This is a genomic window from Bartonella sp. MR110HLJHH, assembly GCF_042194225.1.
Classification (GTDB): Bacteria; Pseudomonadota; Alphaproteobacteria; order Rhizobiales; family Rhizobiaceae; genus Bartonella; species Bartonella grahamii.
This window is the reverse complement of record NZ_JBHIMQ010000002.1, coordinates 92,805-117,296: the sequence shown is the minus strand read 5'-3', so window position 1 is coordinate 117,296 and position 24,492 is coordinate 92,805. Positions and strand designations below refer to the sequence as shown.

Genomic DNA, 24,492 nt, shown 5'->3' with positions numbered 1-24,492 from the left:
ACAAACAATCTTCTTTTTAATGACTATTCATGTCACTCAACGTTGTCACAGCACGTCGATTTTGATTCCAACAGGAAATATCATCACAGACCGCTACAGGTCTTTCTTTTCCGTAAGAAATTGTTTGAATCCGTTGTTCAGACACACCTAGAGACACCAAATAGTTTCGTACAGCAACAGCACGGCGCTGTCCAAGTGCCAAGTTATATTCACGTGTTCCCCTCTCATCAGCATGACCTTCGATCATAATAGAATAATAAGGATAATGAAGCAACCATTCCGCTTGGCGCGTTAAAATACGTTCAGCATCAGCATCAAGTGAAGAAGAATCGAGACTAAAAAACACGCGATCACCCACATTAACCGTAAATTCTTGTCCTGAGCCTGGTGGCACCTGATTCAAACCAGCATCATTCATATAAGCGCCATTCATACCGTTAAGTGCACCGACATTTTTTTTGCCACACCCAGCCAAGCATAGTGCGAAAAAAAAGAGGACAGCTAAGGAATGAGAGAAGGTTTTTTGGGTAGAGCGCATAGTCCGTTTCTCCTTGAGTGTCGTAAAGAAGGGTAAATTCTTAAAAATATTTTCAAGAATAACCGTTAATTCCTAATGAAGACGAAATTTTTCTGTTTTTTTGGTCATCATTTTTATTTTTGAGTCTCTGCCAATTTTTCTTCTCTCCAGCCACTCCTCTAACATTTCCATAAGAAATGTTTCCCTTATACGTCATGGCTTTTTATGCATCATCTTGATCTTGACGATTTTTTTGCAGCGCGTTCAGCTTTGCAAAAACTTTATCAGCATCAAAAGTCTTATGCAGATTTTCTTCACTCTCATTTTCCTCTAGGGCAGCGTTTTCCGTCACAGAAGCGGGAAGCAACGACCTATCTTCTTCTGCAGCAACAGGGCGATTTTTCGCCGCACGCTGGAGCTCAAAATCTAAATCGATTTGCGAACACAAACCAAGTCCTACAGGATCAAGAGGAACCAAATTTGCACTATTCCAATGGGTTCTAAGGCGGATTTGTTCAATTGTCGCTTTTGTTGTCCCAATCAACCGTGCAATTTGTGCATCTTTCAACTCAGGATGGTTCGTAACCAACCATAGGATACCATTGGGACGATCTTGGCGTCGAGAAAGAGGGATATAGCGCGCCCCTTTGCGTTTTTTTTCAGGAATATGCACCCTAGATTGAGAAATTTTCAAGCGTGCGTTTTGATCAGCCTCCACCCGTGCAATTTCACTGCGCGTCAATTGCCCAGAACTAATCGGATCTAAACCTTTAATACCATAAGCCGCATCACCATCGGCAATAGCTTTTACTTCCAAAACATGCAATTTACAAAATTCTGCAATCTGATCAAAAGAAAGAGCTGTATTATCAACCAACCAAACAGCTGTTGCTTTGGGCATCAAAAGTTGCGTTGCCATTTTTTATAAATCCTCTTCTGCGCCTCTTCTATGAGGCCGGTTACCGCCCACTCAAGAGCACTAGAACTTTTTATATGTTAGGTCTCTCCAACCACTCCTAAAACAAAGCGAGGCATGGAATAAACCATTTTGCCATGAGATTACATTCTGTTATAGCGTTATTTTTGCTCAACGACAAGAGATCTCTCTTGTAATGATCCTCAACTAAGGTGTCTTTACCTTTAAGATGAATTTTCTTATAAAGGGTTTATTCGATTACTTCACCTCATGCTGTGGCACATTTATTCTGGTGGGATGCGTGTTTTGTCGCCTTAAATTCTAAAGAGTATCCAACTGGAAAGAAAGCCCTAAAATAGGAAGGAAAACTATGGCTGGCCATTCACAATTTAAAAATATTATGCACCGTAAAGGGCGTCAAGATGCAATGCGCTCGAAAATATTTTCTAAACTTGCGCGGGAAATTACCGTAGCAGCAAAACAAGGTGCTCCTGATCCAGCCATGAATCCACGTTTAAGGCTGGCTGTTCAAAATGCCAAAGCACAATCGATGCCGAAAGATAATATTGAACGCGCGATTAAAAAAGCTTCAGGTACCGATGTCGAAAATTATGATGAAGTACGCTATGAGGGCTATGGACCAGGTGGCGTTGCCGTCATTGTTGAAGCTTTAACTGATAACCGCAACCGCACCGCTTCAAATGTGCGCGCCGCCTTCACAAAATCAGGAGGAGCCCTAGGAGAAACAGGATCGGTCAGTTTCATGTTTAATCGGATTGGTGAAATAATCTATAAGCCAGAAGCAGGGACAGCCGATAACATCATGGATGCAGCAATTGAAGCCGGTGCTGAAGATGTGCAATCAGAAGAAACCGGACATCATATTACCTGCGCATTTGAAGATATTGGTGAAGTTTCCAAAACACTTGAAGCAAAACTTGGTGAAGCAGAATCGATTAAAACGATTTGGAAAGCCACCACCCTTGCACCAATAGATGAAGAAAAAGCTTTGTCCGTTTTACGACTGATTTCAACATTAGAAGAAGATGATGATGTACAAAATGTTTATGCCAATTTTGATGTCAGCGATGAGATTTTGGCAAAATTATCTGTATAATTCCTATCATTTGCACAAGCCCTCTCTTCATTCATGAGGGCTTCAAAAGCATCTGTCACCTCGCCTCTTTATCCGCACATATAAAAGCCCCGCGTCAATAGCGGGGACTAACCATTGGTGCAACAAGAAAACCGCCATTAATTCCAGAAAACATAACCCAAAAAAGAAAGCATAAAAAACTCTGTAGTCTCACGCCTTTCTTACATGCCCCAAAGATTATCCCTATAACCCCTCTCTATTTAATCTTTTTGTTCTTTAAGATTAACCTCCCCACCCTCAAGTAATGAAGATGATCTGGTCTGTAAACAATTCGGATTTTCTTGACGTATTCCTATAACGAATCACTCATGGAATTCATTTGAAACTTAAGGCTCAAAAAATACACACTCCCCTAAATATTCGCCATGCACTTAAAAAACACTTAAATATCTCAAGGAAGTTTATATGCCTTATATCGCCACACCTCAAATGACAGTGTTTTTACAACATCACAGAATAAAAATAAGCAAATGGAAAGCCAGAGCTGATTGTTTAGCAAAGTATTATCCAAAAAGCCGGTATATCTCTCTAATCCGTTGCGGATAAATTTTTGACTTTATAGCATTAACTTTATGGCATCGTATGTTTCATAAAATAATGTCATTTATCTTAAAAATCTGTCCTTTTGCTATTACCGATCAATCAATATTCTGACCTAAAACAACAGCGTACTTGAATAAAACACATCAGAGAGCAGCAGAAAAACACCCTTGACAAGAGTCTGGACTCTTCGCAAACCAAATCAAAGAGGAAGTCAAAAAAATATAGAGAGACACTTTGAATAAAAAGTTGAAATCTAGAGACCTCAGAATTTTCGACTATATTTTTTCAAGATGTTGTTTTTGAATTTTTTAAGCATTTTCCCCCAAGGAAATTCTATTGTCGATAAACAACCGTAGATGATAGATGAAATCTACATAACTCCCCATGCCCACTATAATCGATTCCTTCTTTTAAATAATTAAAGACAATTGAGATTGTGTAAACTTGAAACTGTATAGACTATATTCCTTCTATGTTCTGTTTTTAAGCATTTTGTTTTACTGTATATTGAGCAATGGCGACCATGCTGGATCCGAAGCATCATTGGGGGTGGGTAATTGACGTTCATTGCGTCCTGTAATGTCAATCGTATAGATTTTTGGTCCCATACCGGGATTTTTGCGAAAGAACATCAGCACACGACCATTGGGTGCCCAAGTTGGTCCTTCATTGTGAAACCCTGTGGTTAAAATTCGTTCTCCTTGTCCATCAGGGCGCATAACACCGATAGAAAATTGTCCGCTTAATTGTTTTGTAAAGGCGATATAGTCACCCCGTGGAGACCAAATAGGTGTCGAATAACTCCCCTCGTTTGAAGAAATACGCTGAATATCACTCCCATCCGCATTCATTTTATAGATTTGCGGCTTTCCACTACGATCTGAGGAAAAGACGATTTGTTTTCCATCCGGTGAATAAGAAGCAGAAGTATCAATAGCAGAAGTTGTTGTAAGTCGCGTCATCGTACGGGTTCGTAAATCCATGGTGTAAAGATTTGCACTGCCATCATTTTGTAACAAACTCATAATGACCTTTTGTCCATCAGAAGAAAAACGCGGAGCAATTGTCATGTTATTAAACGTTCCGATCAACTCTCTTTGTCCCATTTCAATTTGTTGAAGATAAACATGAGGTACTTGATTGTCCTCATAAGCCATATAGGTCATTTCTTGTCTTTTTGGGGAAAAACGTGGTGTAAGCACCAATTCACTTCCATCAGACATATAAATCAAATTTGCGCCATCTTGATCCATCATTGCTAAGCGTTTAATGCGTGCATTTTGGGGGCCTGTTTCATCGATAAAAACAATTCGTGTATCAAAATAACCACTTTCTCCTGTCATCTCACTATAGATCTCATCTGCGATCATATGTGCCACACGCCGCCAACGTTCTGTCGCTGTATAAAAACGCCGTCCTTTCAATTGTCTTTGTCCAAAAACATCCCATAAACGAAAATCGACCCTCAAACGTCCATCGATTTCTCTCATGACTTGCCCCGTAACTAAACCTTGCGCTTTTATTTTCTGCCAAGACGCAAAATGCGGTTGTTTATTAGGATTAGAAATATTTTCAAGAAAATTTTCTTTATTAAGCGGTAAAAAAAGCCCCGACCGCTCAAGATCGGCTGTCACCACAGCAGATATTTTCAACCCAATCGAATCATTGGAAATAAAGTCTGTAATTGCAATGGGAATGGGATTAAAATCAGCGCTCGAAATAGTCCCTTTCAATTGCGCATAGCCCGATGAAATACTTGAAAGCCACAACCCACAAGTGACAATAAACCAAGCAAAAACTTTATGTCTCGTTATAGTCATCATGGAATGTGTCCTTTCGTTAAGCCAATTTATTTTTTCTCATTTATCATCTGATTTCTTGGAGGGGATCAACATTAAAGTCAAAACCTTGCCCCCATAGATCATATTGATCACGTGGGAGATCTGCATAAGGTTGGCATGAAAAGACAGCGGCGTACACCTGCCTTATCATAATAGCTTGTTGACTCTCAAGACCGCTTACGGGATCAATGATAGGATCGCCCACAACCATCCCTTCACGATCTAAATAAAATCGCAACCGCACAACCGGACGGTTTTTTAAATCGCCACCAAGCGCCACAAGTTTAAGCTTCTGTTGAATACATGCCCCCGCAATATTGACCAATGTTTGTGCCATTTTTGTGGTATCATCAATGTTTTTTCTTGCGCCCAAAGCTTCTGGTGTATGAGAACGTTTTGCTCCCCCTCCTTGTGACCGCGCACGATTGAGCAAATTATTTTCCTCCAGTGCTAAAATATCTTCAATAGTCTGTTTTTCTTGGTTTTTCTTGTTAAGCTTTGGCGTCTTTTGATTCAATGCAGCCGCATTCTTCCTTGGAAATTCTTCGTCAAATTTTGGTTTAAACTGTGGAAGAAGAGATTTTTCTGGAAGTGTAATTTTGGGCGCTTGATGAACAATCTGTTCTGCTGGTACCTTCTGTACCGTTGGAGCCAATTCTTTTGGCGATATCATCTCTTCATTTTTGTGCGCAGGCTTGAGCGCATCTTCCGGCGCCTTAAAAGGCATCTCAGGTGCAACCTTGGGGGTATCCTCCGGCGCGCTCAAAGGCATCTCAGGCGCAACCTTGGGGGTATCCTCCGGCGGCGCGCTCAAAGGCATCTCAGACGCAACCTTGGGGGTATCCTCCGGCGGCGCGCTCAAAGGCATCTCAGGTGCAACCTTGGGAGTATCCTCCGGTGCTCTCAAAGGCATCTCAGGTGCAACCTTGGGGGTATCCTCCGGCGCGCTCAAAGGCATCTCAGGTGCAACTTTGGGAGTATCCTCCGGCGCGCTCAAAGGCATCTCAGGCGCAACCTTGGGTGTATCCTCTGTTTTTGCTTCTAATAATTCTGGTTTTGTAAGTTCGGGTGCAAATGTTTCTGACGTGTTCTTGCTTGGTGGTAGCGATGCTGTTTCAACAGGACGCAGTTTTTCCTTTGGTTGAAAAGGTGCTAGACTATCTATTTGTCCCTCTCCAATATGGCGTGCATCTTCTTTCTCTTGTGGTTGCATAGTTGGTTTAACGGCAGGGATTGCACGGATGGGAGCCTTCACGGATCCTTGTTGAGAGGACAACTCGTCCACTAAAGGAGCAAGAGTGATGGGAATTGCTTCCAATGGTTGTGGTAAAGAGACAGAGCTTGTAAACTGAACGGCTCCCCAACTGAGAAAAATGACATGGACCACAAGGGATAAAGCCAAGCCTCGTTTCATGCTATGATAGGAGTCTTTGTTCATTCTTTATGCCTTATTTATGACTTATATTTTTTCATTTTTAATCACTCTGAGCTCTATTAAACACTTTAAAAACAACAGGTTATGCGAAAATTTTATTACTTATTATTTATTGTGCTAGACTTGCTAACGCAACTTGAGAAAACCCCGCTTTTTGAATATCCGCCAGCAGTTTTAATACTTGCTGATATTCAACAGTTTTAGCAACCCGCACAAAAACCCGTTGATCTTTTTGTGTAGCATCTTCTTCCAGAAGAGTTTTAAGGTGTGCAATCAGTGCTTGTGACGTTTCATAATAATCTTGATTAATGGCAAAGCGCCCTTGCGCGTCAAGTGAAACCGTAAGGGGCGTTTTTTGAGCTCGTACGGGACCCGCTTGACTATGAGGCAAATCTAGAGGAACACCGTTCACTAAAAGGGGGGCAGAGACCATAAAAATAATCAACAAGACCAGCATGACATCCACAAAAGGAGTGACATTGATCTCACTCATCAGTTGGCTTCGTGAATGATAGCGCCTGCGTGTATTTTTTCGAGAAGAAGAAGCAACAGAAATTCCCATGGGATAAGCTCCTTTTTATAATGAGGAAGGTGCTGTGCGTGTTTCATCAATACGCCGCGATACAATTGTTGAAAATTCATCGGCAAAATTTTCTATTTGTGCAATGATGCGCGCACTTTCATGAGTCAACTTGTTATAAGCAATAACGGCTGGAATTGCTGCAAACAAACCAATAGCGGTTGCTAAAAGCGCTTCTGCAATCCCTGGCGCGACAATGGCAAGTGATGTATTTTGAGAAGCTGAAATAGAAAGAAAAGACTCCATAATACCAATAACTGTTCCAAAAAGTCCGATAAAGGGCCCCGCAGATCCCAGTGTCGCAAGAAAACTTAATTTTGATTCTATTTTTTCACTTTCACGTCCCAGCGTCAAATCCATAGCCTTATCAATTCTGCTCTGCAAACTTTTCGATGTATGGGTCCCTTTTTCAAGAGATTTTTTCCATTCAATCATCGCCGCCATAAAAACGGCGGATATACTATTGGTGTGTTGACTTTTACATGATGCATAAAGATCTTCTAGCGCTTTGCCTGACCAAAATGTACGTTCGAACTGCTTTATTTCACGCCGTAATCTCCGATACGTAAAAATTTTATCAAAAATAATTGCCCAACTCCAAATGGAAGCGAGCAGCAACCCGATCATAACACCTTTCACGATCCAACTCGCTTGCATAAACAAATGCAACATTCCAATTGTTTCCGGATTCGTTAGTTCACCATGCGGCATAATTTTTGTCCCTCTAAATAAAAGGTGTATTTTTTAAAATTCTATAAAACAGATTATTTTATAGTTTCTAAATTTAAGTAAAAAACCTTAGTTTCACATAAATTCATGTGCTAAAACAAGACTTGTTTCTTAAATTTCTTTAAAAAGTGATGACGAGAGACATCCCTCAACACACGCCCCCCCTCATTTCACAACAGCATTTATGAAAAATATAACGATAAAGCCTTCCCCATAAATGCTATAAAAACAAAAGATATAAAAATGCATGATATCAAATCTATTATGCACCACCACCTTTACGCTCATGAAAAAAAACTAAAACATCATACACGTTTTAAGCTCAAAATGCAGCGATAAATCTTAGCACTTGAAAAGATTCATAAGAGGCATTTTTATTCCTTTCTCAAGTGTTTCTGTATTGTATCCACTCACCAACCCCGCTTGTGACATGTAAGAAAATGTTTTTGATTAATTCACAGCAATAGGGCTTGAAAAGAAAAAATCTTACAAGTTTCAGAATTATCCAAAAGTGACAACGCAATGAATTATCATTATAAATAAATATGTTATAATCATGAAAGATTACGCTTTGCCTCAGACTATTGTTTCTCTCATTTTTCATCGAATTTAATACGGGGATACCCTCGGGCACAAAAACGACAATAAACCACCATAAAATGCCTCACAACAATGCGCCTCACCCATGCACCCCTATTGTAGTCCCATATAATCTATTGTAAGTCTCATATAGTCTCATTGTGTTGTGAATTCGCCCCTTTCAATGCCCATCATCTCTCTGACACCATGGTATAACGTACAAGCTTCTATGACGTAAAAAAAGCCTTTTCACATCTTTACTTCATGAAAACCGGCTTCTTCGCTCTCTTTGCTCACTTGCGATATTTGATCGTTATTGCATTGAGAATGATCTATAAGAAACATTTTTACAATTTTTTCAATGATTTATATTGCTCATCTTATGATGTATAAGCAAATGATTTTAATTGTTTCAACATGAACAGATTTGAAATGAAAGTATTTTACTCTATGACTCTATTGGGGTTTGTACCCGTGAGAAGTGATAATTTATCTTTCTAAGTCAATCTATTATATAAAATAATATACTTTTGAAACTTTAAATCCAGAATACATTTCTGCTTTGTATACATTAATCTCTCACTCATTCACTGCGTTTAGGAGCGCAGATAAAGTCATGCATTATGGATGAAAATGGATGGGACATGCGCTCTTGTGATGCCAAATGACAATCCAGTAAAAAACAAATCAAATTGCTTAAAATACTCTTTGGGTGTTTTGAGAAAATTTTTGACCTAATAGCTTATTATCACTTTATTGCAATATTGTGCTGGGTATGTGCATTTTTATAAAAATAAATCTTAATCCATTTTTTATTTCTTTTTTGTTTTGTACTTTTCTGCTGTTTTCTTATGCCAACGAACCTTTCTTCAAAAGAAAGAAAATATCTTGAGTTTATAGCAGAAAATGGATGATGAGACATTGATTTTGAATCATAACATGGATGAGGCGTGTTTAATTTTGTGGGATATCATCTTCAATTTAGTGTAGTTATTGTAGCAGAGGTGCTTTCTTTTGATGTATCATGTGACCTTGTTGGGAAACATTTAGGCTATGATAAATGTATGGTCTTAGATTGTAGGTTACTTTACATCCCCTGATCTCTCCTGAAGCTGCTCGCTCAATGAATAACACTTTTAACCAAGCATTTTTGCAAAAAGTTCTTTGGGTAAACGTCGCGGTTTTGCCTCCTCATTAATCAGAGCAATTTCAACTTTAGCTGTTACCAACGTGGTCGCCTCATGCAAAATAGATTGCTCCATAAAAAAGCGTGCCCCTTGGATATGAGTAACACGTGTTTTAACAACTAAAAGATTATCAATTTTAGCTGGTCTTGAAAAATTAATTTCCATATGACGCACAACAAAAAACAGTTTTTCCCCCTCAACCCCTGCTGCTAACATCTTATTATTAAAACCGGTATCCCGTAAAAACTCTGAACGTCCTCGTTCAAAAAACTCAAGATAACGCGCATGATAAACCACTCCGGAAAAATCTGTATCCGCAACATAAACGCGGACCTGAAAATTATGAAAAGCATTTGTATGATTGCTCTTAAAAGGAGTTATTTCTGTCATTGGCTTCATGTCCCATAAAATCATCTAATATAGCAAATTATTTATCAATCAAAAGATTGAACACATTTTTGTGTTGAAGTTGTGAAAAGAAAAAGCCCCCCCTTAATCGTGCAAGACCTTTTTGGTCAGAATATACTAAAAGAAGCACGTCTCTTGTATTTTATGACCTTGCTATAAAATATTCACATAGTTTCTTTTAATAAAGAGAATATCTTAGTCATCTTCCCCATCCCATAAAGACGTCTGAAGTGATGAATTGTCTTGAGCATCAGAAAGTTGAGAACGCCTTTGTATAGAGGTTGTAGAGGCAGGAGCAGAAAGCCCTAAATGGCTCCAAGCCTTTTCAGTTAGAATGCGCCCACGAGCGGTTCTTTGAATAAACCCTTGTTGGAGCAAATACGGTTCAACAATATCTTCAATGGCATCGCGTGGTTCTGATAAAGCAGCAGCAATTGTTTCAATCCCCACCGGTCCCCCTAAAAAAGTTTCCGCAATCAGGAGCAAGTAGCGGCGGTCAAGCGGATCAAGCCCAAGATGATCGACCTCAAGGCGCGAAAGCGCTTCATCGGCGATTTTTTGGTCAATTTGTTTTGCCTGTTTAACCAAAGCAAAATCACAAACGCGCCGTAAAAGCCGCCCAGCAATACGAGGAGTGCCCCGTGCTCGGCGTGCAATTTCATGAGCACCATCATCACTGATCTTGACGGCAAAAAGCCGTGCATTACGCTGCACAATATATTCCAATTCTTCTATAGTATAAAAATTTAGACGAATTGGGATGCCAAAACGGTCTCTCAGCGGTGTGGTCAAAAGCCCCAAACGTGTAGTTGCCGCTACCAAAGTAAATTTAGCCAGATCAATTTTCACCGAACGTGCCGCCGGCCCCTCCCCAATAATCAAATCAAGTTGATAATCTTCCATAGCTGGATAAAGAATTTCCTCAATCGCCGGATTTAAGCGATGAATTTCATCAATAAACAAGACATCCCGTTCTTCGAGATTGGTCAAGAGAGCGGCTAAATCTCCTGCTTTAGCGATGACAGGTCCTGAAGTAGAGCGAAAATTAACGCCTAATTCTTTTGCCATAATCTGTGAAAGCGTTGTTTTTCCTAACCCCGGAGGTCCTACAAACAAAACATGATCCAGCGCTTCTTGCCGCGTTTTTGCTGCTTCAATAAATATTTTTAAATTAGCCCGTGCCGCTTCTTGACCAATAAAATCATCGAGAACTTGTGGTCTTAAGGAACGATCTGGATCGTTAGGAAGGGGAGCGGAACCCAGAAGGCGTTTATCTTCATCTTTATGCATTGTTACCTTGATTTTAAGTAGGAGAAGAAAGCAATTTGAGACTATGGCGGATCAGCAGGGCAGAAGAAACAGTTTCCTCCTCAAGAGCGTTCATCGCAAGAGCAAGAGCACGGGATGCTTGCTCCCGTTCAAACCCTAGCTTCATCAACGCGGAAAGCGCGTCATGCGCAGGTTGATTGGTCATCTCACGCTGAGGAACCGAAACAGTCTTGAGCGCTTGTTCAAAGGGGAGTGTTTTACTTTTCAGTTCACCCACAATTCTTTCACTGACTTTTTTACCAACGCCCGGCGCTCGACTAATCATCGCAACATCGTTTAAGGCAATAGCTTGTGCGAGTTCATCTGGCGATAAAGTACCCAAGATTGCCAAAGCAACCTTCGCCCCTACTCCAGGAACATTTTGTAGAAGACAAAACCACTCCTGTTCAGCTCTTGTAGCAAAACCAAAAAGGCGGATTGCGTCTTCCCGAACATGCGTTTCAATAAAAAGGCTTAACGCCTCCCCAACAGAAGGCAAAGAAGGACGCAGCCGATTTGACACAAAAACAACATACCCCACACCGTGCACATCAAGAAGGATATGATCATCAAAGATATGTTCAAGGGTGCCCTTTAATTTGCCAATCATGTTGCCACCCCACTCATATCGCCATCCTTGCCTGATAAGATCGGTCAATACTCTTACGATGCATACTATGACAAAGAGCAAGAGCAAGAGCATCAGCCGCATCACTGCTATCAAATTCAGCACGTGGGAGTAGAACTTTTACCATCATATGGATTTGTTCTTTAGCACCGTGTCCAACACCAATAACTGATTTTTTCACTTTGTTGGGCGCATATTCAAAAACAGGAAGAGTTGCTTGCGCAGGAACCAGCAATGCAATTGCACGTGCTTGCCCAAGTTTTAAAGTTGCTGTAGCATCTTTGTTAACAAACACATGTTCTACAGCGGCTTCATGGGGCATAAATTGATGCACAACCTCTGAAAGACCTTTGTGGATCTGACATAATCTGGAAGCCAGCTCACACTTTACATCAGAAGAAACCGTCCCTGCTGCAATAAACTGAAGACGATTACCAGCAACATCGATAACGCCCCACCCTGTACGCCGTAATCCGGGATCAATGCCTATAATACGAATCGTCTCTGCCATAAACTACAGTCTATACACTTTTCCCCCCTGTGAATAAAGATGTGAATAAAGACAAGACCACAAAGAAAACAGCAGCACAAGACAAAACCAGTCAAAAGATGGTCATGCCCCCCAATTTATACAATTATAAAACGCAACGAACAGCATCTTTATGGAACATACTTTATGAAGCATAACTAAAATCAATCAAAACCATTCACACATCACAAGCAAACACCCTATAAAGCACCCTATAAAGCATAAAAATTCCCTTTCTGTATCATTTCCAATGCCATAACAGTTAAACATCGCAAGCGAGCAAATAGAGAGTGCTGGATTGTACATTCATTAAGTGTAAAGAGGTTATGCAATGGATGCTATACACTTTGCGGAAACTTTTTACGTTATAACATGACGCTACCATAATAAATCAATACATTGATTTATAGAGATAATTCATTATTTTGTATGTTGAATAAGAATCCCGAATATCGTAAGATTTTCTCATTACAAACCTCTTTATATTGAATCAATCAAAATCTTTTGTCTGCACATCACACGTGGGATTTCCGTGTGAAGTGAAACTGTACAAGAAAGGACTAAACATGCCTCTAATGAACCATCTCAAGAGCCAAGAACTTGTCGCAACACTGGGGACTGGCAAATATGATGATGGTGCCGGCTTGCTCCGTTGCAAGCGTTAAGATGAGGGAGCTCAATGGATGTGAACAAGAACTGAGAGGTGTTTTTGAATATGCCCATTACACCACAATGTCATTGCATAGAGGGGACATTGCATGGGGGCACAGAGAACCCCAGAGGCATTTATTATATGGCACTTTATTTTGGATGTTTTATTTTACGCGAAGAAAATAACTTCCATTCAAAACAAGAGAAGCCCAAAAACTGACACAATGTGTATCATCCTCATTAAGACACGCTCTACAGCAACTTTATAGGCATAAGTTATAGAGCATAAATAAATTGATATACAAGCCCCAGCTCTATCTAGCGCCTGATCATTATCATAGCCAAAACAAAATCACACGATATATCAACAGAAAGTGTTCCAGCTGCAATCAATCAAAGCCGATTTCCACAAGACCAACCATACCCCATCCCATGCCATAATTCGAAATCAATACCTCTCAGTTATAAGCTCAAGATATTTCCTACGCTCAAATAGAAATTAGGCAGAAAAAAGCACTCTAGATTGGTTTTAGTTGTGACATTTTGGTTGTAAAAAATGGGTAGATTGCTCTAAATATCGCAAGAAAGAAGCAAGGCGCTATTCTTCTCAAAACACCCCCAAAAGCTGTTTTCAGTAATTCGATTTGTTTTCCCACTGGATCGCTTAAACTACAGCCTCCCCTTATTTACCAGAGCGCTTAAACTACAGCCGCATATCTAAACGAAAAAAATGCGCGCTTCTAAACGCAATGAATGAGAAACAAATTGGCGGAAAATTTCTGGCAATTCATGCCAATGAAAGGGAAAAATTCCAATATTGGTGTATGAAGTGACACTTTTACAATTGCTTTTTTATTTGTTCTGATGACATTTCCCCTTCGCGCAAAGCAAGGGAATACCTCTAAGAACGCCCAAAGGCTGTTTTGAGCAATTCGATTTGTTTTCCTACTGGATTATCATCTTCTAAGGCACAGGAGGCTGCAGTTTCCCACCCAGCACGCATATACTGTATGCGCGCTTCTAAACGCAATGAATGAGAAACAAATTGGCGGAAAATTTCTGGCAATTCATGCCAATGAGGGGTTTCAAGTTCCAATGTTGGTGTATGAAGTGACACTTTTACAATTTCTTTTTTTATTTGTTCTGATGACATTTCCCCTTCGCGCTCTGCCCGAAGAAGAAGGAGTTGAGAAGCGATTTGCATCAGTCGTGTACTTAAATACATAGCCTCTTTCGCATAGATTGCAGAAACTTCTGCCGAAAGGGAACGTGCCACTAATTTCCCTTCTGAATCAATATACGCTGCGGTTTTTTCAATCAGCGCCATTGTTTCTTCATAGAGACGATTAAAAGCATTTTCAAAAGCATTATGCTCAATCATGATAATAGGTTCATCATATGGACGTTTATGTACACTCACGCTTTTATACTCCAAGTATCAGCACAAAATTACACCACTCAACGAATAGAGTATTAAAAAGTTTCTTTTGTTGCTGTGTAGAACGCTTTTTTTTTAAACTGCTACCTCTTTTAATTTTTTTGCGCAACGCGCTTTTTATACTAAGGTTAACGCACCCAACAAACACTACAGGACCGTTTTTCTTATAAACGGATCAGTTTTCTTGAAAAGGACCACTGCCAAGATCGCCGTCTTTCACAATAATAGGCGACTCCAAATTGCAGAGCAATACCCGTTATTATTAAGAGGGTATCGGAAAAAAACGTTCCTGTCATCACTGTTTTTATAATTTGTCCAAACATCGCAAAAATGGTTCCCGTTACAAAAACCGGTAAACTATGTTTTCCTAAGATTGCTAAAGGATGTTTCTGAGAGACATAAAACCATTTATTGATGCAGGGCAAAGAAAGAATAAAAAAGGCTAATGCAAGAACATGGAGTAAACGTGGCAAGCTTAAAAAGGTTTTATTAAAGTTCAACAATGGGGAAGACCAGCCAAGCCACCCCAAAATACCCCACCAGTTTAAGCGAACCCATAACAGTGCCAACAAGAGATAAGCTGCCGCACAAACAATCCAAAAAGACTGAAAAGCGATTGTTTTTCCTTGTTTAAGCGCTAAAGTACTGGTCAATCCTATGACAAATAAGAATTGCCAAGACAAAGGATTTAAAAACCACTTTCCCTCTAAGGGATAAGAAGGAGGAGCAATTTTATAAAATCCGCAGATAAGATACAGTGTAAAGGAGCCCAAAAGCAGCCACTTTGTCTGTTTACAACTCAAATAAAGGATAAAAGGCGCAAAAAACATCAAAACGATATAAAGAGGAAGAATATTATTATATCCCAATTGATGCCCAAAGCTTAAGGTACTCAAAAATGCGATACTAGGCTCTTTAAAAAAGAGTCCCACATTGTTCATTGATAAAAGTTTTTCTGTTCGCCATAATAAAAAGGCAGCAAAAAAAAGACTTAACGTGACAAAGGTAGTAAAAAGATATGCACCATAGAGCTGCAAAGCTCTGTACCACAGTTTTCGGATAATAAAAGCAAAGGATTTTTGCTGTAACCGTCCATGAAAGCTTAATCCAAGAGCAATCCCTGAAAGCAAAACAAACACTTCTGCACAATCAGAAAAACCGAAATTTCTATGGGTAAAAGACTCATAGATCGTTCCGGGAATATGGTTGATGAAAATCGTCAATAAGGCTAAAGAACGAAAAACGTCAATACGCGTATCACGGCGAAAAGGCTCAGTTTTATGCTCAAGAACACCTTGGTATTTCATCAGTGGACTCCCACACGCCACAAACCCCTTGAAGTCCCATAAAAATGGTGGTTACCCTTATTGCCAACAAGCATCAACAGGATGAAATTTTAATTTTTAAGAGTCAAGTTTCATTTTAAGCGTTTATTTTTTAAAAGGCAAAATTTTTTTAAAGGTAAAAGAACGAAAAGAATCCATACATGTATCACAGCAAAAAGGCGACATATTATGCTTAAAAACACTCTCATTTCTCATAAGCAGGCTCCCACACACCCACAAATCCTTTAAATTACGTGAAAATGGTGGTCACTTTCATCGCAAATAAGCATAATAGAATGAAACTTTAATTTTAAGCATTATTTTTCTCTAAGAAACAGGGATTTGACATGACAGAACAAAAAAATAAACCAATTGATCCACCTCTTTTCCCTCAGTTGATTTTAACACTCGATGTTCGGCGCAACACCCCACACACATTTTTGCAGCAAATTTTGCAAACAAAGTCTTTTGCATGCGTCATCCTCTATGATTCTGAAAAGTTGAAAGATGATAGCTCTTTTTTACAACAACAAGCGCAAACTTACGCAGAAGATATTCAACATCATAACGCAGCCCTTCTCATCGCTGATGACAGCCGCATTGCTGGGCGCATAAAGGCTGATGGATTGCACATAGAAGATGATCTTAACGCTCTTGAAAGCCTCAAAAATCAGCAAAAGGAACAAAAAATTATAGGCTTTGGCAATTTACGCAATCGCCATAGTGCTATGCTTGCAGCGGAAACAGGTGTTGATTACCTTCTGTTTGGCAAACTCGGTGCTGATAAAAAACCCCATGCGCACCCCCGCAATCTCCAGTTAGCAACATGGTGGGCAGAAATTATGCAAACCCCCGCCATTATCCAAGCAGGAAGCGATTTTTCAACCTTTGATGAAGCCTTAAAAACTGGATGTGAATTCATTGCTGTAGAAGAAGTGATTTTGGGAAACGACAACCCCTTAATACTGCTTAAAACAATGCAAGAAAAATGTGAAAACACCCCCTTGTAATATAGGAGGAGAATTTATAAATAAAGTGTTAATAAAAATCCAAACACTCACCACTATATTACTTATATAGAACACACAATAACAGATAAAGAGGATACCTCGAAACTCAATAAAATTGCTTAATAATTCAATCAAATTGATGAAAAATCTAGCGTCTTTTTTTTCATATAATATATAGAAAAAAGGATCATAAGAACTTTCTCGTTCAATGTCTTATAAAGACAAAGCATTATGATTGGGGAAAATGGTCATTTTCAATATTGGTACTGAATACCAATAGCTGACGATACAAATATGCAGGGGACATAAAAATGCAATATAGCGGAACACTTGAAGATCTTAAAAACATAATTCGCAAAGCTGGATATCAAATCAAAGAAACTAAACCTCTATCACATCCATCCCCTGAAGGATATCAGATCAAAACCTACGAAGGAGGCACTATTAATTGGTTTAAAAGCACAGGAAAACTTCAAGTTCAAGGCAAAGAAAACATAAAACAAAAGCTAACAGAAGATTTAGCAAAGCATCTAGAAGAAACATCAACGATTCCTTCCTCAAAAACTGCTTCCAATCCTTCAAATAAAAAAATCTTTATCGTTCATGGCCATGACCATATTGCTCTAGAGCAACTTGAACTTATTCTTCGCAGGCTTGGGCTCGAACTATACATCTTAAAAAATACTGGTGGTAATGGTTTAACCCTCATTGAAATTTTGGAAAAAGAAGCTTGTAACGATTCTATAGGATTTGGTATTGTGCTATTTACTCCCGATGATATAGGCTATGCTAGATCTGACAAGGAAAAAAAAGAACAATTTCGTGCACGACAAAACGTTATTTTCGAAATGGGCATGTTAACCGCTGCACTTTCTCGCAAAAATGTCGCTATTCTAAAAAAACAAGACCTTGAACTCCCTTCAGATTTTGGTGGGCTTAAATACATTCCTTTTAATGAACACGTAAAAGAAACACTTCCGGATCTTTGTGATCGACTATGTGAAGCCGGCTACAATTTAGATGCAAAAAAAATTGCTACAGCATCACGTTAAATTTGAATAATGCTTATGTTTATTTTTTAAAGCGCACGCCCAAAACCACAAGACACCCCACCACATTCCACAGACACACATCCTATAGCACAGAGAAACGATCACCCCCCAACCCTTCCTCAAACAGCAAGCGATTGTGCAAATTTAAATGAAGAGACCGCGTGTGAATTCACTACCGTAGAAGAAATCATTTTAGTCTCTTTGATAAACGCTGGGCTGTTGTCATAATTTTGGTAATTGTTCCAGAAAGGTTTAAGAGGCAGATAGCCTCTGATTAGATTAAAGAAAAATAGGAAATTCACGTCGGGCATGTACTACAGCTACAATTTCGATTTGATTTGCAGCTACTCGATACAATATAAGGTAATTTGGATGCGCTACAATTTCTCGTAATCCTAATACCTTCTCACTCTGTCTGTATAAATATGGATGTTCTGCCAATGGCAATACGGATGCTTCCAAAAACCTTTTCATTCGGCGCGCAGCGGATGGATTTTCGCGAGCAATGTACGTTAAAATCTGACGCAAATCGTCGCGCGCCGAAGACAACCAAACAATCGGAAGCATCACTTTTCCTGTTCAGCTTCAAGCTGACTGATTATAACTTCCATTTCAGCCATAACCTCATCATGCGGAATAGGAGGATATGGATTTGCAAGACTTCTCGCTACCTTATCGCGCAGCCATGCAGTGTAGCTGCTTTCCTGTTCAACGGTTTCGAACTCTGAAATTAGCGGAGAAAGGGTAGTCTTCATATGTATGTCCTTTCTATTCCTGAACATTGAAGATAATTACTATTGGTTATGTTGTCAATATTAGCGAATTGAAAATGTTTAACTTTTAAGCGTCCAAAGTTCTTTTTATCTTAAAACTTAAGGCTTTTTAACCCTCTCAAAAAACACGGATCTGATATCATGATTTTGGTAATCGTTCCAGAGAGGTTTAAGAGGCGAATAGCCTCTCATTAAAAAACAAATTTTGTAAGTAAAAAACTATTTTTATTGTAAATTTCCTGAAATTACTTTATGAATTAAAAGATGTTTTGGTCGCATACGCAACGACCAAGAGGGTCTTGAAAGCCCGAAAATCTAAACATGAATTTACCCCACTTTGTGGGTATCCCGGAATTCCGGGAGTTTTTGCTATGTCCAGGTGCTTTAAGCACTAAAAGCAAAAAAAGCTGATTAGATTTCAGTACTTTCAAGCTCCCGGAATACTCATGCGAGGGCGCTCGCAACCGGCGGGGAAAAATGCAATCTCAGAATCTTGATATTGACCTTTTTATTGGCAAAAAAATTCGCTTAAAACGAAAAATGTTGAAGATGTCTCAAAAAACATTAGGTCAACATTTAGGCGTCACTTTCCAACAAATCCAGAAATATGAAAAAGGCTTAAATCGTGTCAGCGCAGGGCGTTTAATGGAAATTTCTGATATTTTGAATGTTCCACTTTCCTTTTTTTACGCGGATATCTTAACAAAACAACAGCCCCCATATCATCATGATGAAATCGCATCGAGCACAGAGGAATATCTGCTGCTCAAAAGATTTAGAACTCTCACAACGGTAAAAAAGAAAGCCTTTTTACAGCTCATCGCTGATGAGAATGCAAGCTAACATAACGCGATAGTGTGTGCTATTCAAAGTCCCCTTTGTGAACGCTTTATTGCTTGAATGCAAAACATGCCACCCCTCCATTTTAAGAAACGACACGGTAAGAGACACTATTTTAATTTTTATTGTAAATTTCCTGAAATTACTTTATGAATTAAAAGGTGTTTTGGTCGCATACGCAACGACCAATAGGGCTCTAAAACCCGAAAACTCAAACATGAATTTATCCCACTTTGTGGGTATCCCGGAATTCCGGGAGATTTTGCTATGTCCAGGTGCTTCTTAGCACTAAAAGCAAGGTGCTGATTTGAGTTCAGTTTTAGACTCCCGGAATACTAATGCGAGGGCGCTCGCAACCGGCGGGGAAAAATGCAATCTCAAAATCTTAATATTGATCTTTTTGTTGGCAAAAAAATTCGTTTGAGACGAAAAATGTTGAAGATGTCTCAAAAAACATTAGGTCAACATCTAGGCGTCACTTTCCAACAAATCCAGAAATATGAAAAAGGCTTAAATCGTGTCAGCGCAGGGCGTTTAATGGAAATTTCTGATATTTTGAATGTTCCACTTTCCTTTTTTTACGCGGATATCTTAACAAAACAACAGCCCCCATATCATCATGATGAAATCGCATCGAGCACAGAGGAATATCTGCTGCTCAAAAGATTTAGAACTCTCACAACGGTTAAAAAGAAAGCCTTTTTACAGCTCATCGCTGATGAGAATGCAAGCTAACATCACACGGATAGCGCACTATTCATAAGCATTCATACGTATTTTAAAAAGCAGCCCCCATTGTAAGCATTTTTTCATTTTAGGAGGAGATGCCCTTAATATAATAGAAGATAAGCATTTTTACACACGACACCCCTTCATTATTATTATTTTTAACAAAACTGTTTTAAACAGTCTGGCTCTCGTCGACATTTATGCTATTTTTTTAAACTTACCCAACCCTACCTTAACTAAGATGAAAAACTGAGAAATAAAAAGTAATATAGAAATGAGATTCTTATACGGCTTGTAATGATGAAAGAAAAATGTGAAAATTCTGATCGGTAATGAGGAGAAAACACCATGATCAAGAGAAGCGTGAAGCTGCTTATCTTAGGCGTGATTGGACTTGCAAGTTCTGCTGTCAATTCAGCTGGAAACACTGAAGAATTCTCAAGTTCTGAAGGCTCTTTCAATACGATTCAAGAAGCTTCAAACACTCAAGAACCTTTTCAGCCCTTAAAAGCTGGAGACTATGATCAAGCCTATGACTATTACATCCAAGGTTATTATTTAAAAGCTTTTCGTGAAGCACTCCGACGTGCTGAAAAAAATGATCCTTTTGCACAAACTCTTCTTGCCAGAATTTATATGGAGGGATGTGCTGTCCCTATTGACGGTGCGCGTGCTGCTTTATGGTTTGAACGCGCCGCAAAACAGGGGGAACCCCAAGCACAACTACGCTATGGACTTATGTTGTTTGATGGTCACTTTATAAAACAAAATCAAGAACTTGGTGAACAGTTCATTCAAAAAGCTGTCAATGCAGGCGTCAAGGAAGCCTATTTTTATTATGGACAACTGCTTCTTTATAAAGCCTCACAGGAAAAACAAGCTCTCCCCGGTGTTTCTTCCCAAAGTCGTGAAAATGAAGCAATCGAGCAAGCCTTAAAATTGTACTTAAAAGGTGCTGCTCTTGGGGATGCTGAAGCTGCTTTTTCTGCTGCAAAAATTCTTGCCTTAGGTACGTTAACACGACCCAAGGATGATCGCAATGCCCGCAAACTCATGGAGGTAGCGGCTCAAAACAACCACTTAAAAGCTCAACTTCATTTAGCACAATGGCTTATACAGGGGCGTGGAGGAGAAACAGATTTTCCCCGTGCTTTTCATTTACTTCAAAGAAATGCTATCAACATGATAGCACCAGCACAGATTTCTCTTGCTAGGCTTTATCGAGATGGCACAGGAACAAAAGGCGATATAATAATGGCAGCGGCATGGTATATGCTTGCAAAGGAGGCAAAAATGCAAGCCCCTGATCTTGAAATGATGCTCCAAGGCATGGACAAAACACAACTAGAAAAAGCGCACAAAGAAGCAATAAAGCTCCTTCCTGTTTTTTAAAATACTCCTCTCTGCTTCAAAAAGATAAAATTTATAGAAATTCCGGAAGATTTTGCACTGTCTAGGGGCGATAAGCCCTAAAAGCAAAATGCTGATTTGAGGTCAGTGTTTTTAGACTCCCGGAATACCAACGCGAGGGCGCTCGCACCCCGTCGGAGGGAAATGCAAACCAAAGATCTTTATAACGACATTTCCATTGGTAAAGAAAACGCACTGATGTCATCAGCTTAAGCAAACAATATCCAATAAGCAAAAGAACTAGGCTATCACGCAAATTCCAAAAGCTCTATTTTTTCATTCTTTTTGCTTGGATGAAAAACACGCCGTCTCTTATAAAAAAACTATTTTTTATTGTAAATTCCCTAAAATTACTTTATGAATTAAAAGATGTTTTGGTCGCATACGCAACGACCAATAGGGCCTTGAAAACCCGAAAACTCAAACATGAATTTACCCCACTTTGTGGGTATCCCGGAATTCCGGGAGTTTTTGCTATGTCCAGGTGCTTTAAGCACTAAAAGCAAAAAGGCTGATTTGAGTTCAGTATTTTCAAGCTCCCGGAATACCAACGCGAGGGCGCTCGCACTCGGAGGGGGCTTTAAAATGCAAGCCAAAAATCTTGATAACGACATTTTCATTGGCAAAAAAATTCGTTTTAGACGAAAAATATTGAAGATGTCTCAAAAAACATTAGGTCAACATTTAGGTGTTACTTTCCAACAAATCCAGAAATATGAAAACGGCTTAAATCGTGTCAGTGCAGGGCGCTTAAAAGAAATTTCCGATATCCTAAATGTTCCGGTTTCCTTTTTCTATGCTGATATCTTAACAAAACAACAGCCTCCATACCACCATGATGAAATCGCATCAAGCACAGAGGAATACCTGCTGCTCAAAAGATTTAGAGTTCTAACCTCGATAAAACAAAGAGCCATTTTACAATTACTCTCTGAATCAAAATGAAAGCTTTTAACATTATGATATAGGGCGCTACACTCTCTGTTCTTAACTTGCCTCCCACACCTCAAAGGACAGAAGTCCCTTCCCTATCCAGTTGATAAACAATCCGTCTTCTCAGAACAGAACTCTTTTAGCTTCCCATTTCATGTGGTTCATTTCACAAGATTATCCGGACAAGCCCCCCCTCATATATTCACCACACATTCTCATAAAAATATCACATGTGCAAAGTTTGATGCCTTACAGCACCACACCTCAAACGATAGTATTTTACAGCAAACAAAATAAGCATTCATGCGGATTTTAAAAAAATAGCCCTCAAAAAGCAATGCTTGAAATTTTTTTTGGTCAATCTGGAACAGCACCTAACGCATCATTTTATAATGGTGACAGAGGACGTGATCTTAACATGCAAACGCAAAAAATTGCTTTTTTATCACAATCACCAAAAGCAGCTGTTTATTAAAATATACGCCGCAAGAAGCACTTCAAGCAACCTTTACAGCTGAAACCATTATTCATTGATTAATTAACCGATTGATTAGATACCGATATGTTGTTAAGTAGCTATAGGTAAAGTTGCTCTTAATTTCTGGAATAGGAGCTTCGCAAAAAAGAGCAACAATAAGTAAGGGGAATTAACGATGTTAAAATATTTATTGCTGTCACCGGTTGTGTTGGTGGCAGGTTGCGCATCTGTAGGCAATTATTCATCAAATTATGTTGATCAAAGTCTTACAAAGCGTCAGGCACAATTAGTCGCTAACAAATTTATTAGCGGTAACAAAGGGTTTTTACCACCCGCTACAACCACACTTCTTATAAAGAAAAATAATACAGCAGACAACTTTACTCCTGTATTTATCAATCTGTTGCGACAGAATGGATATAATGTGATTTATACAGATCAACCCCAAAAACAACAAAACATGGGTGTGAATTTGAGTTATAGAATAAGATTAAATAGTAGCACTATAGTGTCTCTTTTTCAGTATAACGTGAACGGAGAGCCGCGTTCTTATATAAATACTCATCCCAAATGAACCCGCTATTTCATGTAACCATTCTCTATATTTTAAACGTAAAAACTTAAAAGCTCTTGCGAAAGGCAAAGAGATTTGCAGCTTAATAAAAAACCTCATTTTTAGCCAGAGTGGATAAATTTTATTATAGATTGTGACAATACAAAATAGTGTAAGTTACAGCTTTAAGATTTAAGGAAAGAAGAATACTAAAAATAATGAAAATGCCCCACACCCTAGCAAATTATTACGCGAAGATGCAAATGCAAAACTTGGCTTATCTGTGATTGAAGCAGCTGAATAGCTTTCTATATCCCGTGTAGCATTTTCTAGGGTATCGGTAAAAATCCTTATAACGACATTTTCAGTGGGAAATTCATTGGCAAAAAAATTCGCTTTAGACGAAAAATGTTGAAGATGTCTCAAAAAACATTAGGTCAACATTTAGGTGTCACTTTCCAACAAATCCAGAAATATGAAAAAGGCTTAAATCGTGTCAGCGCAGAGCATTTAAAAGAAATTTCCGATAGCCTAAATGTTCTGGTTTCCTTTTTCTATGCGGATATCTTAACAAAACAACAGCCCCCATACCACCATGATGAAATCGCATCAAGCACAGAAGAATACCTGCTGCTCAAAAGATTTAGAGTTCTAACCTCGATAAAACAAAGAGCCATTTTACAATTACTCTCTGATCAAAATGAAAACTTTTAACATTATGATATAGGGCGCTACACTCTCTGTTCTTAACTTGCCTCCCACACCTCAAAGGACAGAAGTCCCTTCCCTATCCAGTTGGTAAACAATCCGTCTTCTCAGAACAGAACTCTTTTAGCTTCCTCTTTTATCTTCCCATTTCATGTGGTTCATTTCACAAGATTATCCGGACAAGCCCCCCTCAAATATTCACCACACATTCTCAATTAAAAACACCTCATGGTTTT

The 24,492-nt window shown here is 39.1% G+C and carries 24 protein-coding genes; 10 read left to right on the top strand and 14 right to left on the bottom strand.

From position 1 onward, the window contains the following. Nucleotides 1-16: 16 nt before the first annotated feature. Both pal and ACFIKB_RS02395 read right to left on the bottom strand, forming a co-directional pair. Entirely contained in the window at nucleotides 17-538 is a 522-nt protein-coding gene (pal, locus tag ACFIKB_RS02400; RefSeq protein WP_015856939.1) for a peptidoglycan-associated lipoprotein Pal, read from the bottom strand. Nucleotides 539-740: 202 nt separating this feature from the next. Then, the gene (locus ACFIKB_RS02395; RefSeq protein WP_375611764.1) at nucleotides 741-1,436 is read right to left on the bottom strand and encodes a DUF1013 domain-containing protein; all 696 of its coding nucleotides are present in this window, start codon (nucleotides 1,434-1,436) and stop codon (nucleotides 741-743) included. A 367-nt stretch (nucleotides 1,437-1,803) separates the two neighbouring features. On the opposite strand from ACFIKB_RS02395, the gene ACFIKB_RS02390 reads away from it, so the two are divergent. After that, a complete protein-coding gene (locus ACFIKB_RS02390) occupies nucleotides 1,804-2,550 on the top strand; it encodes a YebC/PmpR family DNA-binding transcriptional regulator (protein WP_005774608.1) in 747 nt (248 codons plus the stop codon). Between the two features lie 1,079 nt (nucleotides 2,551-3,629). On the opposite strand, the gene tolB is transcribed toward ACFIKB_RS02390, so the two are convergent. The 10 genes from tolB to ACFIKB_RS02340 form a co-directional block, all read right to left on the bottom strand. Further along, nucleotides 3,630-4,955 carry a Tol-Pal system beta propeller repeat protein TolB gene (gene tolB, locus ACFIKB_RS02385; protein WP_015856942.1) on the bottom strand — a complete coding sequence of 442 codons (1,326 nt, stop codon included), beginning with the start codon at nucleotides 4,953-4,955 and terminating at the stop codon, nucleotides 3,630-3,632. A gap of 43 nt (nucleotides 4,956-4,998) precedes the next feature. Beyond that, nucleotides 4,999-6,411 carry a cell envelope biogenesis protein TolA gene (locus ACFIKB_RS02380; RefSeq protein ID WP_375652717.1) on the bottom strand — a complete coding sequence of 471 codons (1,413 nt, stop codon included), beginning with the start codon at nucleotides 6,409-6,411 and terminating at the stop codon, nucleotides 4,999-5,001. Nucleotides 6,412-6,517: 106 nt separating this feature from the next. Then, the gene (tolR, locus tag ACFIKB_RS02375) at nucleotides 6,518-6,970 is read right to left on the bottom strand and encodes a protein TolR (RefSeq protein WP_273787696.1); all 453 of its coding nucleotides are present in this window, start codon (nucleotides 6,968-6,970) and stop codon (nucleotides 6,518-6,520) included. 15 nt (nucleotides 6,971-6,985) lie between these two features. Further along, entirely contained in the window at nucleotides 6,986-7,699 is a 714-nt protein-coding gene (gene tolQ, locus ACFIKB_RS02370; protein WP_375652716.1) for a protein TolQ, read from the bottom strand. Between the two features lie 1,733 nt (nucleotides 7,700-9,432). Beyond that, the gene (gene ybgC, locus ACFIKB_RS02365; protein WP_375635534.1) at nucleotides 9,433-9,873 is read right to left on the bottom strand and encodes a tol-pal system-associated acyl-CoA thioesterase; all 441 of its coding nucleotides are present in this window, start codon (nucleotides 9,871-9,873) and stop codon (nucleotides 9,433-9,435) included. Nucleotides 9,874-10,086: 213 nt separating this feature from the next. Then, nucleotides 10,087-11,181: a Holliday junction branch migration DNA helicase RuvB gene (ruvB, locus tag ACFIKB_RS02360; RefSeq protein ID WP_375613207.1), complete on the bottom strand. Its 1,095-nt coding sequence runs from the start codon at nucleotides 11,179-11,181 to the stop codon at nucleotides 10,087-10,089. Nucleotides 11,182-11,194: 13 nt separating this feature from the next. After that, the gene (gene ruvA / locus ACFIKB_RS02355; protein WP_375635532.1) at nucleotides 11,195-11,809 is read right to left on the bottom strand and encodes a Holliday junction branch migration protein RuvA; all 615 of its coding nucleotides are present in this window, start codon (nucleotides 11,807-11,809) and stop codon (nucleotides 11,195-11,197) included. A 13-nt stretch (nucleotides 11,810-11,822) separates the two neighbouring features. Beyond that, the gene (ruvC, locus tag ACFIKB_RS02350; RefSeq protein WP_273787693.1) at nucleotides 11,823-12,338 is read right to left on the bottom strand and encodes a crossover junction endodeoxyribonuclease RuvC; all 516 of its coding nucleotides are present in this window, start codon (nucleotides 12,336-12,338) and stop codon (nucleotides 11,823-11,825) included. 1,570 nt (nucleotides 12,339-13,908) lie between these two features. Continuing rightward, complete coding sequence (locus ACFIKB_RS02345) at nucleotides 13,909-14,427, bottom strand: DUF1465 family protein (protein ID WP_015856950.1); 519 nt, start codon at nucleotides 14,425-14,427, stop codon at nucleotides 13,909-13,911. Between the two features lie 182 nt (nucleotides 14,428-14,609). Continuing rightward, entirely contained in the window at nucleotides 14,610-15,752 is a 1,143-nt protein-coding gene (locus ACFIKB_RS02340; protein ID WP_375652715.1) for an OpgC family protein, read from the bottom strand. A 365-nt stretch (nucleotides 15,753-16,117) separates the two neighbouring features. Between ACFIKB_RS02340 and ACFIKB_RS02335 the strand changes: the two genes are divergently transcribed. Both ACFIKB_RS02335 and ACFIKB_RS02330 read left to right on the top strand, forming a co-directional pair. Then, on the top strand, nucleotides 16,118-16,780 hold the full coding sequence (locus ACFIKB_RS02335; RefSeq protein ID WP_375652714.1) for a thiamine phosphate synthase: 663 nt from the start codon (nucleotides 16,118-16,120) through the stop codon (nucleotides 16,778-16,780). 311 nt (nucleotides 16,781-17,091) lie between these two features. Beyond that, entirely contained in the window at nucleotides 17,092-17,832 is a 741-nt protein-coding gene (locus ACFIKB_RS02330; RefSeq protein WP_375652712.1) for a TIR domain-containing protein, read from the top strand. Nucleotides 17,833-18,111: 279 nt separating this feature from the next. Here the strand turns inward: ACFIKB_RS02330 and ACFIKB_RS02325 are convergent, their stop codons facing one another. Next, entirely contained in the window at nucleotides 18,112-18,399 is a 288-nt protein-coding gene (locus ACFIKB_RS02325) for a type II toxin-antitoxin system RelE/ParE family toxin (protein ID WP_375647368.1), read from the bottom strand. Next, nucleotides 18,399-18,587 carry an antitoxin gene (locus ACFIKB_RS02320; protein WP_375619989.1) on the bottom strand — a complete coding sequence of 63 codons (189 nt, stop codon included), beginning with the start codon at nucleotides 18,585-18,587 and terminating at the stop codon, nucleotides 18,399-18,401. Before ACFIKB_RS02320 ends, ACFIKB_RS02325 begins: the two co-directional genes overlap by 1 nt. A 495-nt stretch (nucleotides 18,588-19,082) precedes the next feature. Here ACFIKB_RS02320 and ACFIKB_RS02315 point away from each other — a divergent pair, with 495 nt between their 5' ends. From ACFIKB_RS02315 to ACFIKB_RS02285, 7 genes are all read left to right on the top strand, one after another. Next, entirely contained in the window at nucleotides 19,083-19,448 is a 366-nt protein-coding gene (locus ACFIKB_RS02315) for a helix-turn-helix domain-containing protein (RefSeq protein ID WP_375652711.1), read from the top strand. Nucleotides 19,449-19,814: 366 nt separating this feature from the next. Further along, on the top strand, nucleotides 19,815-20,180 hold the full coding sequence (locus ACFIKB_RS02310) for a helix-turn-helix domain-containing protein (protein ID WP_273787687.1): 366 nt from the start codon (nucleotides 19,815-19,817) through the stop codon (nucleotides 20,178-20,180). Nucleotides 20,181-20,522: 342 nt separating this feature from the next. Further along, on the top strand, nucleotides 20,523-21,566 hold the full coding sequence (locus ACFIKB_RS02305; protein WP_375635525.1) for a tetratricopeptide repeat protein: 1,044 nt from the start codon (nucleotides 20,523-20,525) through the stop codon (nucleotides 21,564-21,566). A 603-nt stretch (nucleotides 21,567-22,169) separates the two neighbouring features. After that, nucleotides 22,170-22,529 carry a helix-turn-helix domain-containing protein gene (locus ACFIKB_RS02300; RefSeq protein ID WP_375652710.1) on the top strand — a complete coding sequence of 120 codons (360 nt, stop codon included), beginning with the start codon at nucleotides 22,170-22,172 and terminating at the stop codon, nucleotides 22,527-22,529. A 325-nt stretch (nucleotides 22,530-22,854) separates the two neighbouring features. Further along, on the top strand, nucleotides 22,855-22,992 hold the full coding sequence (locus ACFIKB_RS02295) for a hypothetical protein (protein WP_375652708.1): 138 nt from the start codon (nucleotides 22,855-22,857) through the stop codon (nucleotides 22,990-22,992). 178 nt (nucleotides 22,993-23,170) lie between these two features. Further along, nucleotides 23,171-23,569, top strand: coding sequence for a hypothetical protein (locus ACFIKB_RS02290; protein WP_375647364.1), 399 nt, complete (start codon nucleotides 23,171-23,173; stop codon nucleotides 23,567-23,569). Between the two features lie 315 nt (nucleotides 23,570-23,884). Beyond that, nucleotides 23,885-24,262, top strand: a complete 378-nt coding sequence (locus ACFIKB_RS02285; RefSeq protein WP_375652807.1) for a helix-turn-helix domain-containing protein — start codon at nucleotides 23,885-23,887, stop codon at nucleotides 24,260-24,262. Nucleotides 24,263-24,492 lie beyond the last annotated feature (230 nt).

Excerpts from the sequence above, each read along its gene's own strand:
- ACFIKB_RS02335 (WP_375652714.1), top strand. The coding sequence starts at position 16,118 with ATGACAGAACAAAAAAATAAACCAATTGATCCACCTCTTTTCCCTCAG.
- ybgC (WP_375635534.1), bottom strand. The coding sequence starts at position 9,873 with ATGACAGAAATAACTCCTTTTAAGAGCAATCATACAAATGCTTTTCAT.
- ruvB (WP_375613207.1), bottom strand. The coding sequence starts at position 11,181 with ATGCATAAAGATGAAGATAAACGCCTTCTGGGTTCCGCTCCCCTTCCT.
- ACFIKB_RS02315 (WP_375652711.1), top strand. The coding sequence starts at position 19,083 with ATGCAATCTCAGAATCTTGATATTGACCTTTTTATTGGCAAAAAAATT.
- ACFIKB_RS02395 (WP_375611764.1), bottom strand. The coding sequence starts at position 1,436 with ATGGCAACGCAACTTTTGATGCCCAAAGCAACAGCTGTTTGGTTGGTT.
- ACFIKB_RS02340 (WP_375652715.1), bottom strand. The coding sequence starts at position 15,752 with ATGAAATACCAAGGTGTTCTTGAGCATAAAACTGAGCCTTTTCGCCGT.
- ACFIKB_RS02380 (WP_375652717.1), bottom strand. The coding sequence starts at position 6,411 with ATGAACAAAGACTCCTATCATAGCATGAAACGAGGCTTGGCTTTATCC.
- ACFIKB_RS02305 (WP_375635525.1), top strand. The coding sequence starts at position 20,523 with ATGATCAAGAGAAGCGTGAAGCTGCTTATCTTAGGCGTGATTGGACTT.
- pal (WP_015856939.1), bottom strand. The coding sequence starts at position 538 with ATGCGCTCTACCCAAAAAACCTTCTCTCATTCCTTAGCTGTCCTCTTT.
- tolB (WP_015856942.1), bottom strand. The coding sequence starts at position 4,955 with ATGATGACTATAACGAGACATAAAGTTTTTGCTTGGTTTATTGTCACT.
- tolQ (WP_375652716.1), bottom strand. The coding sequence starts at position 7,699 with ATGCCGCATGGTGAACTAACGAATCCGGAAACAATTGGAATGTTGCAT.
- ruvC (WP_273787693.1), bottom strand. The coding sequence starts at position 12,338 with ATGGCAGAGACGATTCGTATTATAGGCATTGATCCCGGATTACGGCGT.
- ACFIKB_RS02300 (WP_375652710.1), top strand. The coding sequence starts at position 22,170 with ATGCAAGCCAAAAATCTTGATAACGACATTTTCATTGGCAAAAAAATT.
- ACFIKB_RS02325 (WP_375647368.1), bottom strand. The coding sequence starts at position 18,399 with ATGCTTCCGATTGTTTGGTTGTCTTCGGCGCGCGACGATTTGCGTCAG.
- ACFIKB_RS02295 (WP_375652708.1), top strand. The coding sequence starts at position 22,855 with ATGCTTGAAATTTTTTTTGGTCAATCTGGAACAGCACCTAACGCATCA.
- ACFIKB_RS02310 (WP_273787687.1), top strand. The coding sequence starts at position 19,815 with ATGCAATCTCAAAATCTTAATATTGATCTTTTTGTTGGCAAAAAAATT.
- ACFIKB_RS02320 (WP_375619989.1), bottom strand. The coding sequence starts at position 18,587 with ATGAAGACTACCCTTTCTCCGCTAATTTCAGAGTTCGAAACCGTTGAA.
- ACFIKB_RS02290 (WP_375647364.1), top strand. The coding sequence starts at position 23,171 with ATGTTAAAATATTTATTGCTGTCACCGGTTGTGTTGGTGGCAGGTTGC.
- ruvA (WP_375635532.1), bottom strand. The coding sequence starts at position 11,809 with ATGATTGGCAAATTAAAGGGCACCCTTGAACATATCTTTGATGATCAT.
- ACFIKB_RS02330 (WP_375652712.1), top strand. The coding sequence starts at position 17,092 with ATGCAATATAGCGGAACACTTGAAGATCTTAAAAACATAATTCGCAAA.
- ACFIKB_RS02390 (WP_005774608.1), top strand. The coding sequence starts at position 1,804 with ATGGCTGGCCATTCACAATTTAAAAATATTATGCACCGTAAAGGGCGT.
- tolR (WP_273787696.1), bottom strand. The coding sequence starts at position 6,970 with ATGGGAATTTCTGTTGCTTCTTCTTCTCGAAAAAATACACGCAGGCGC.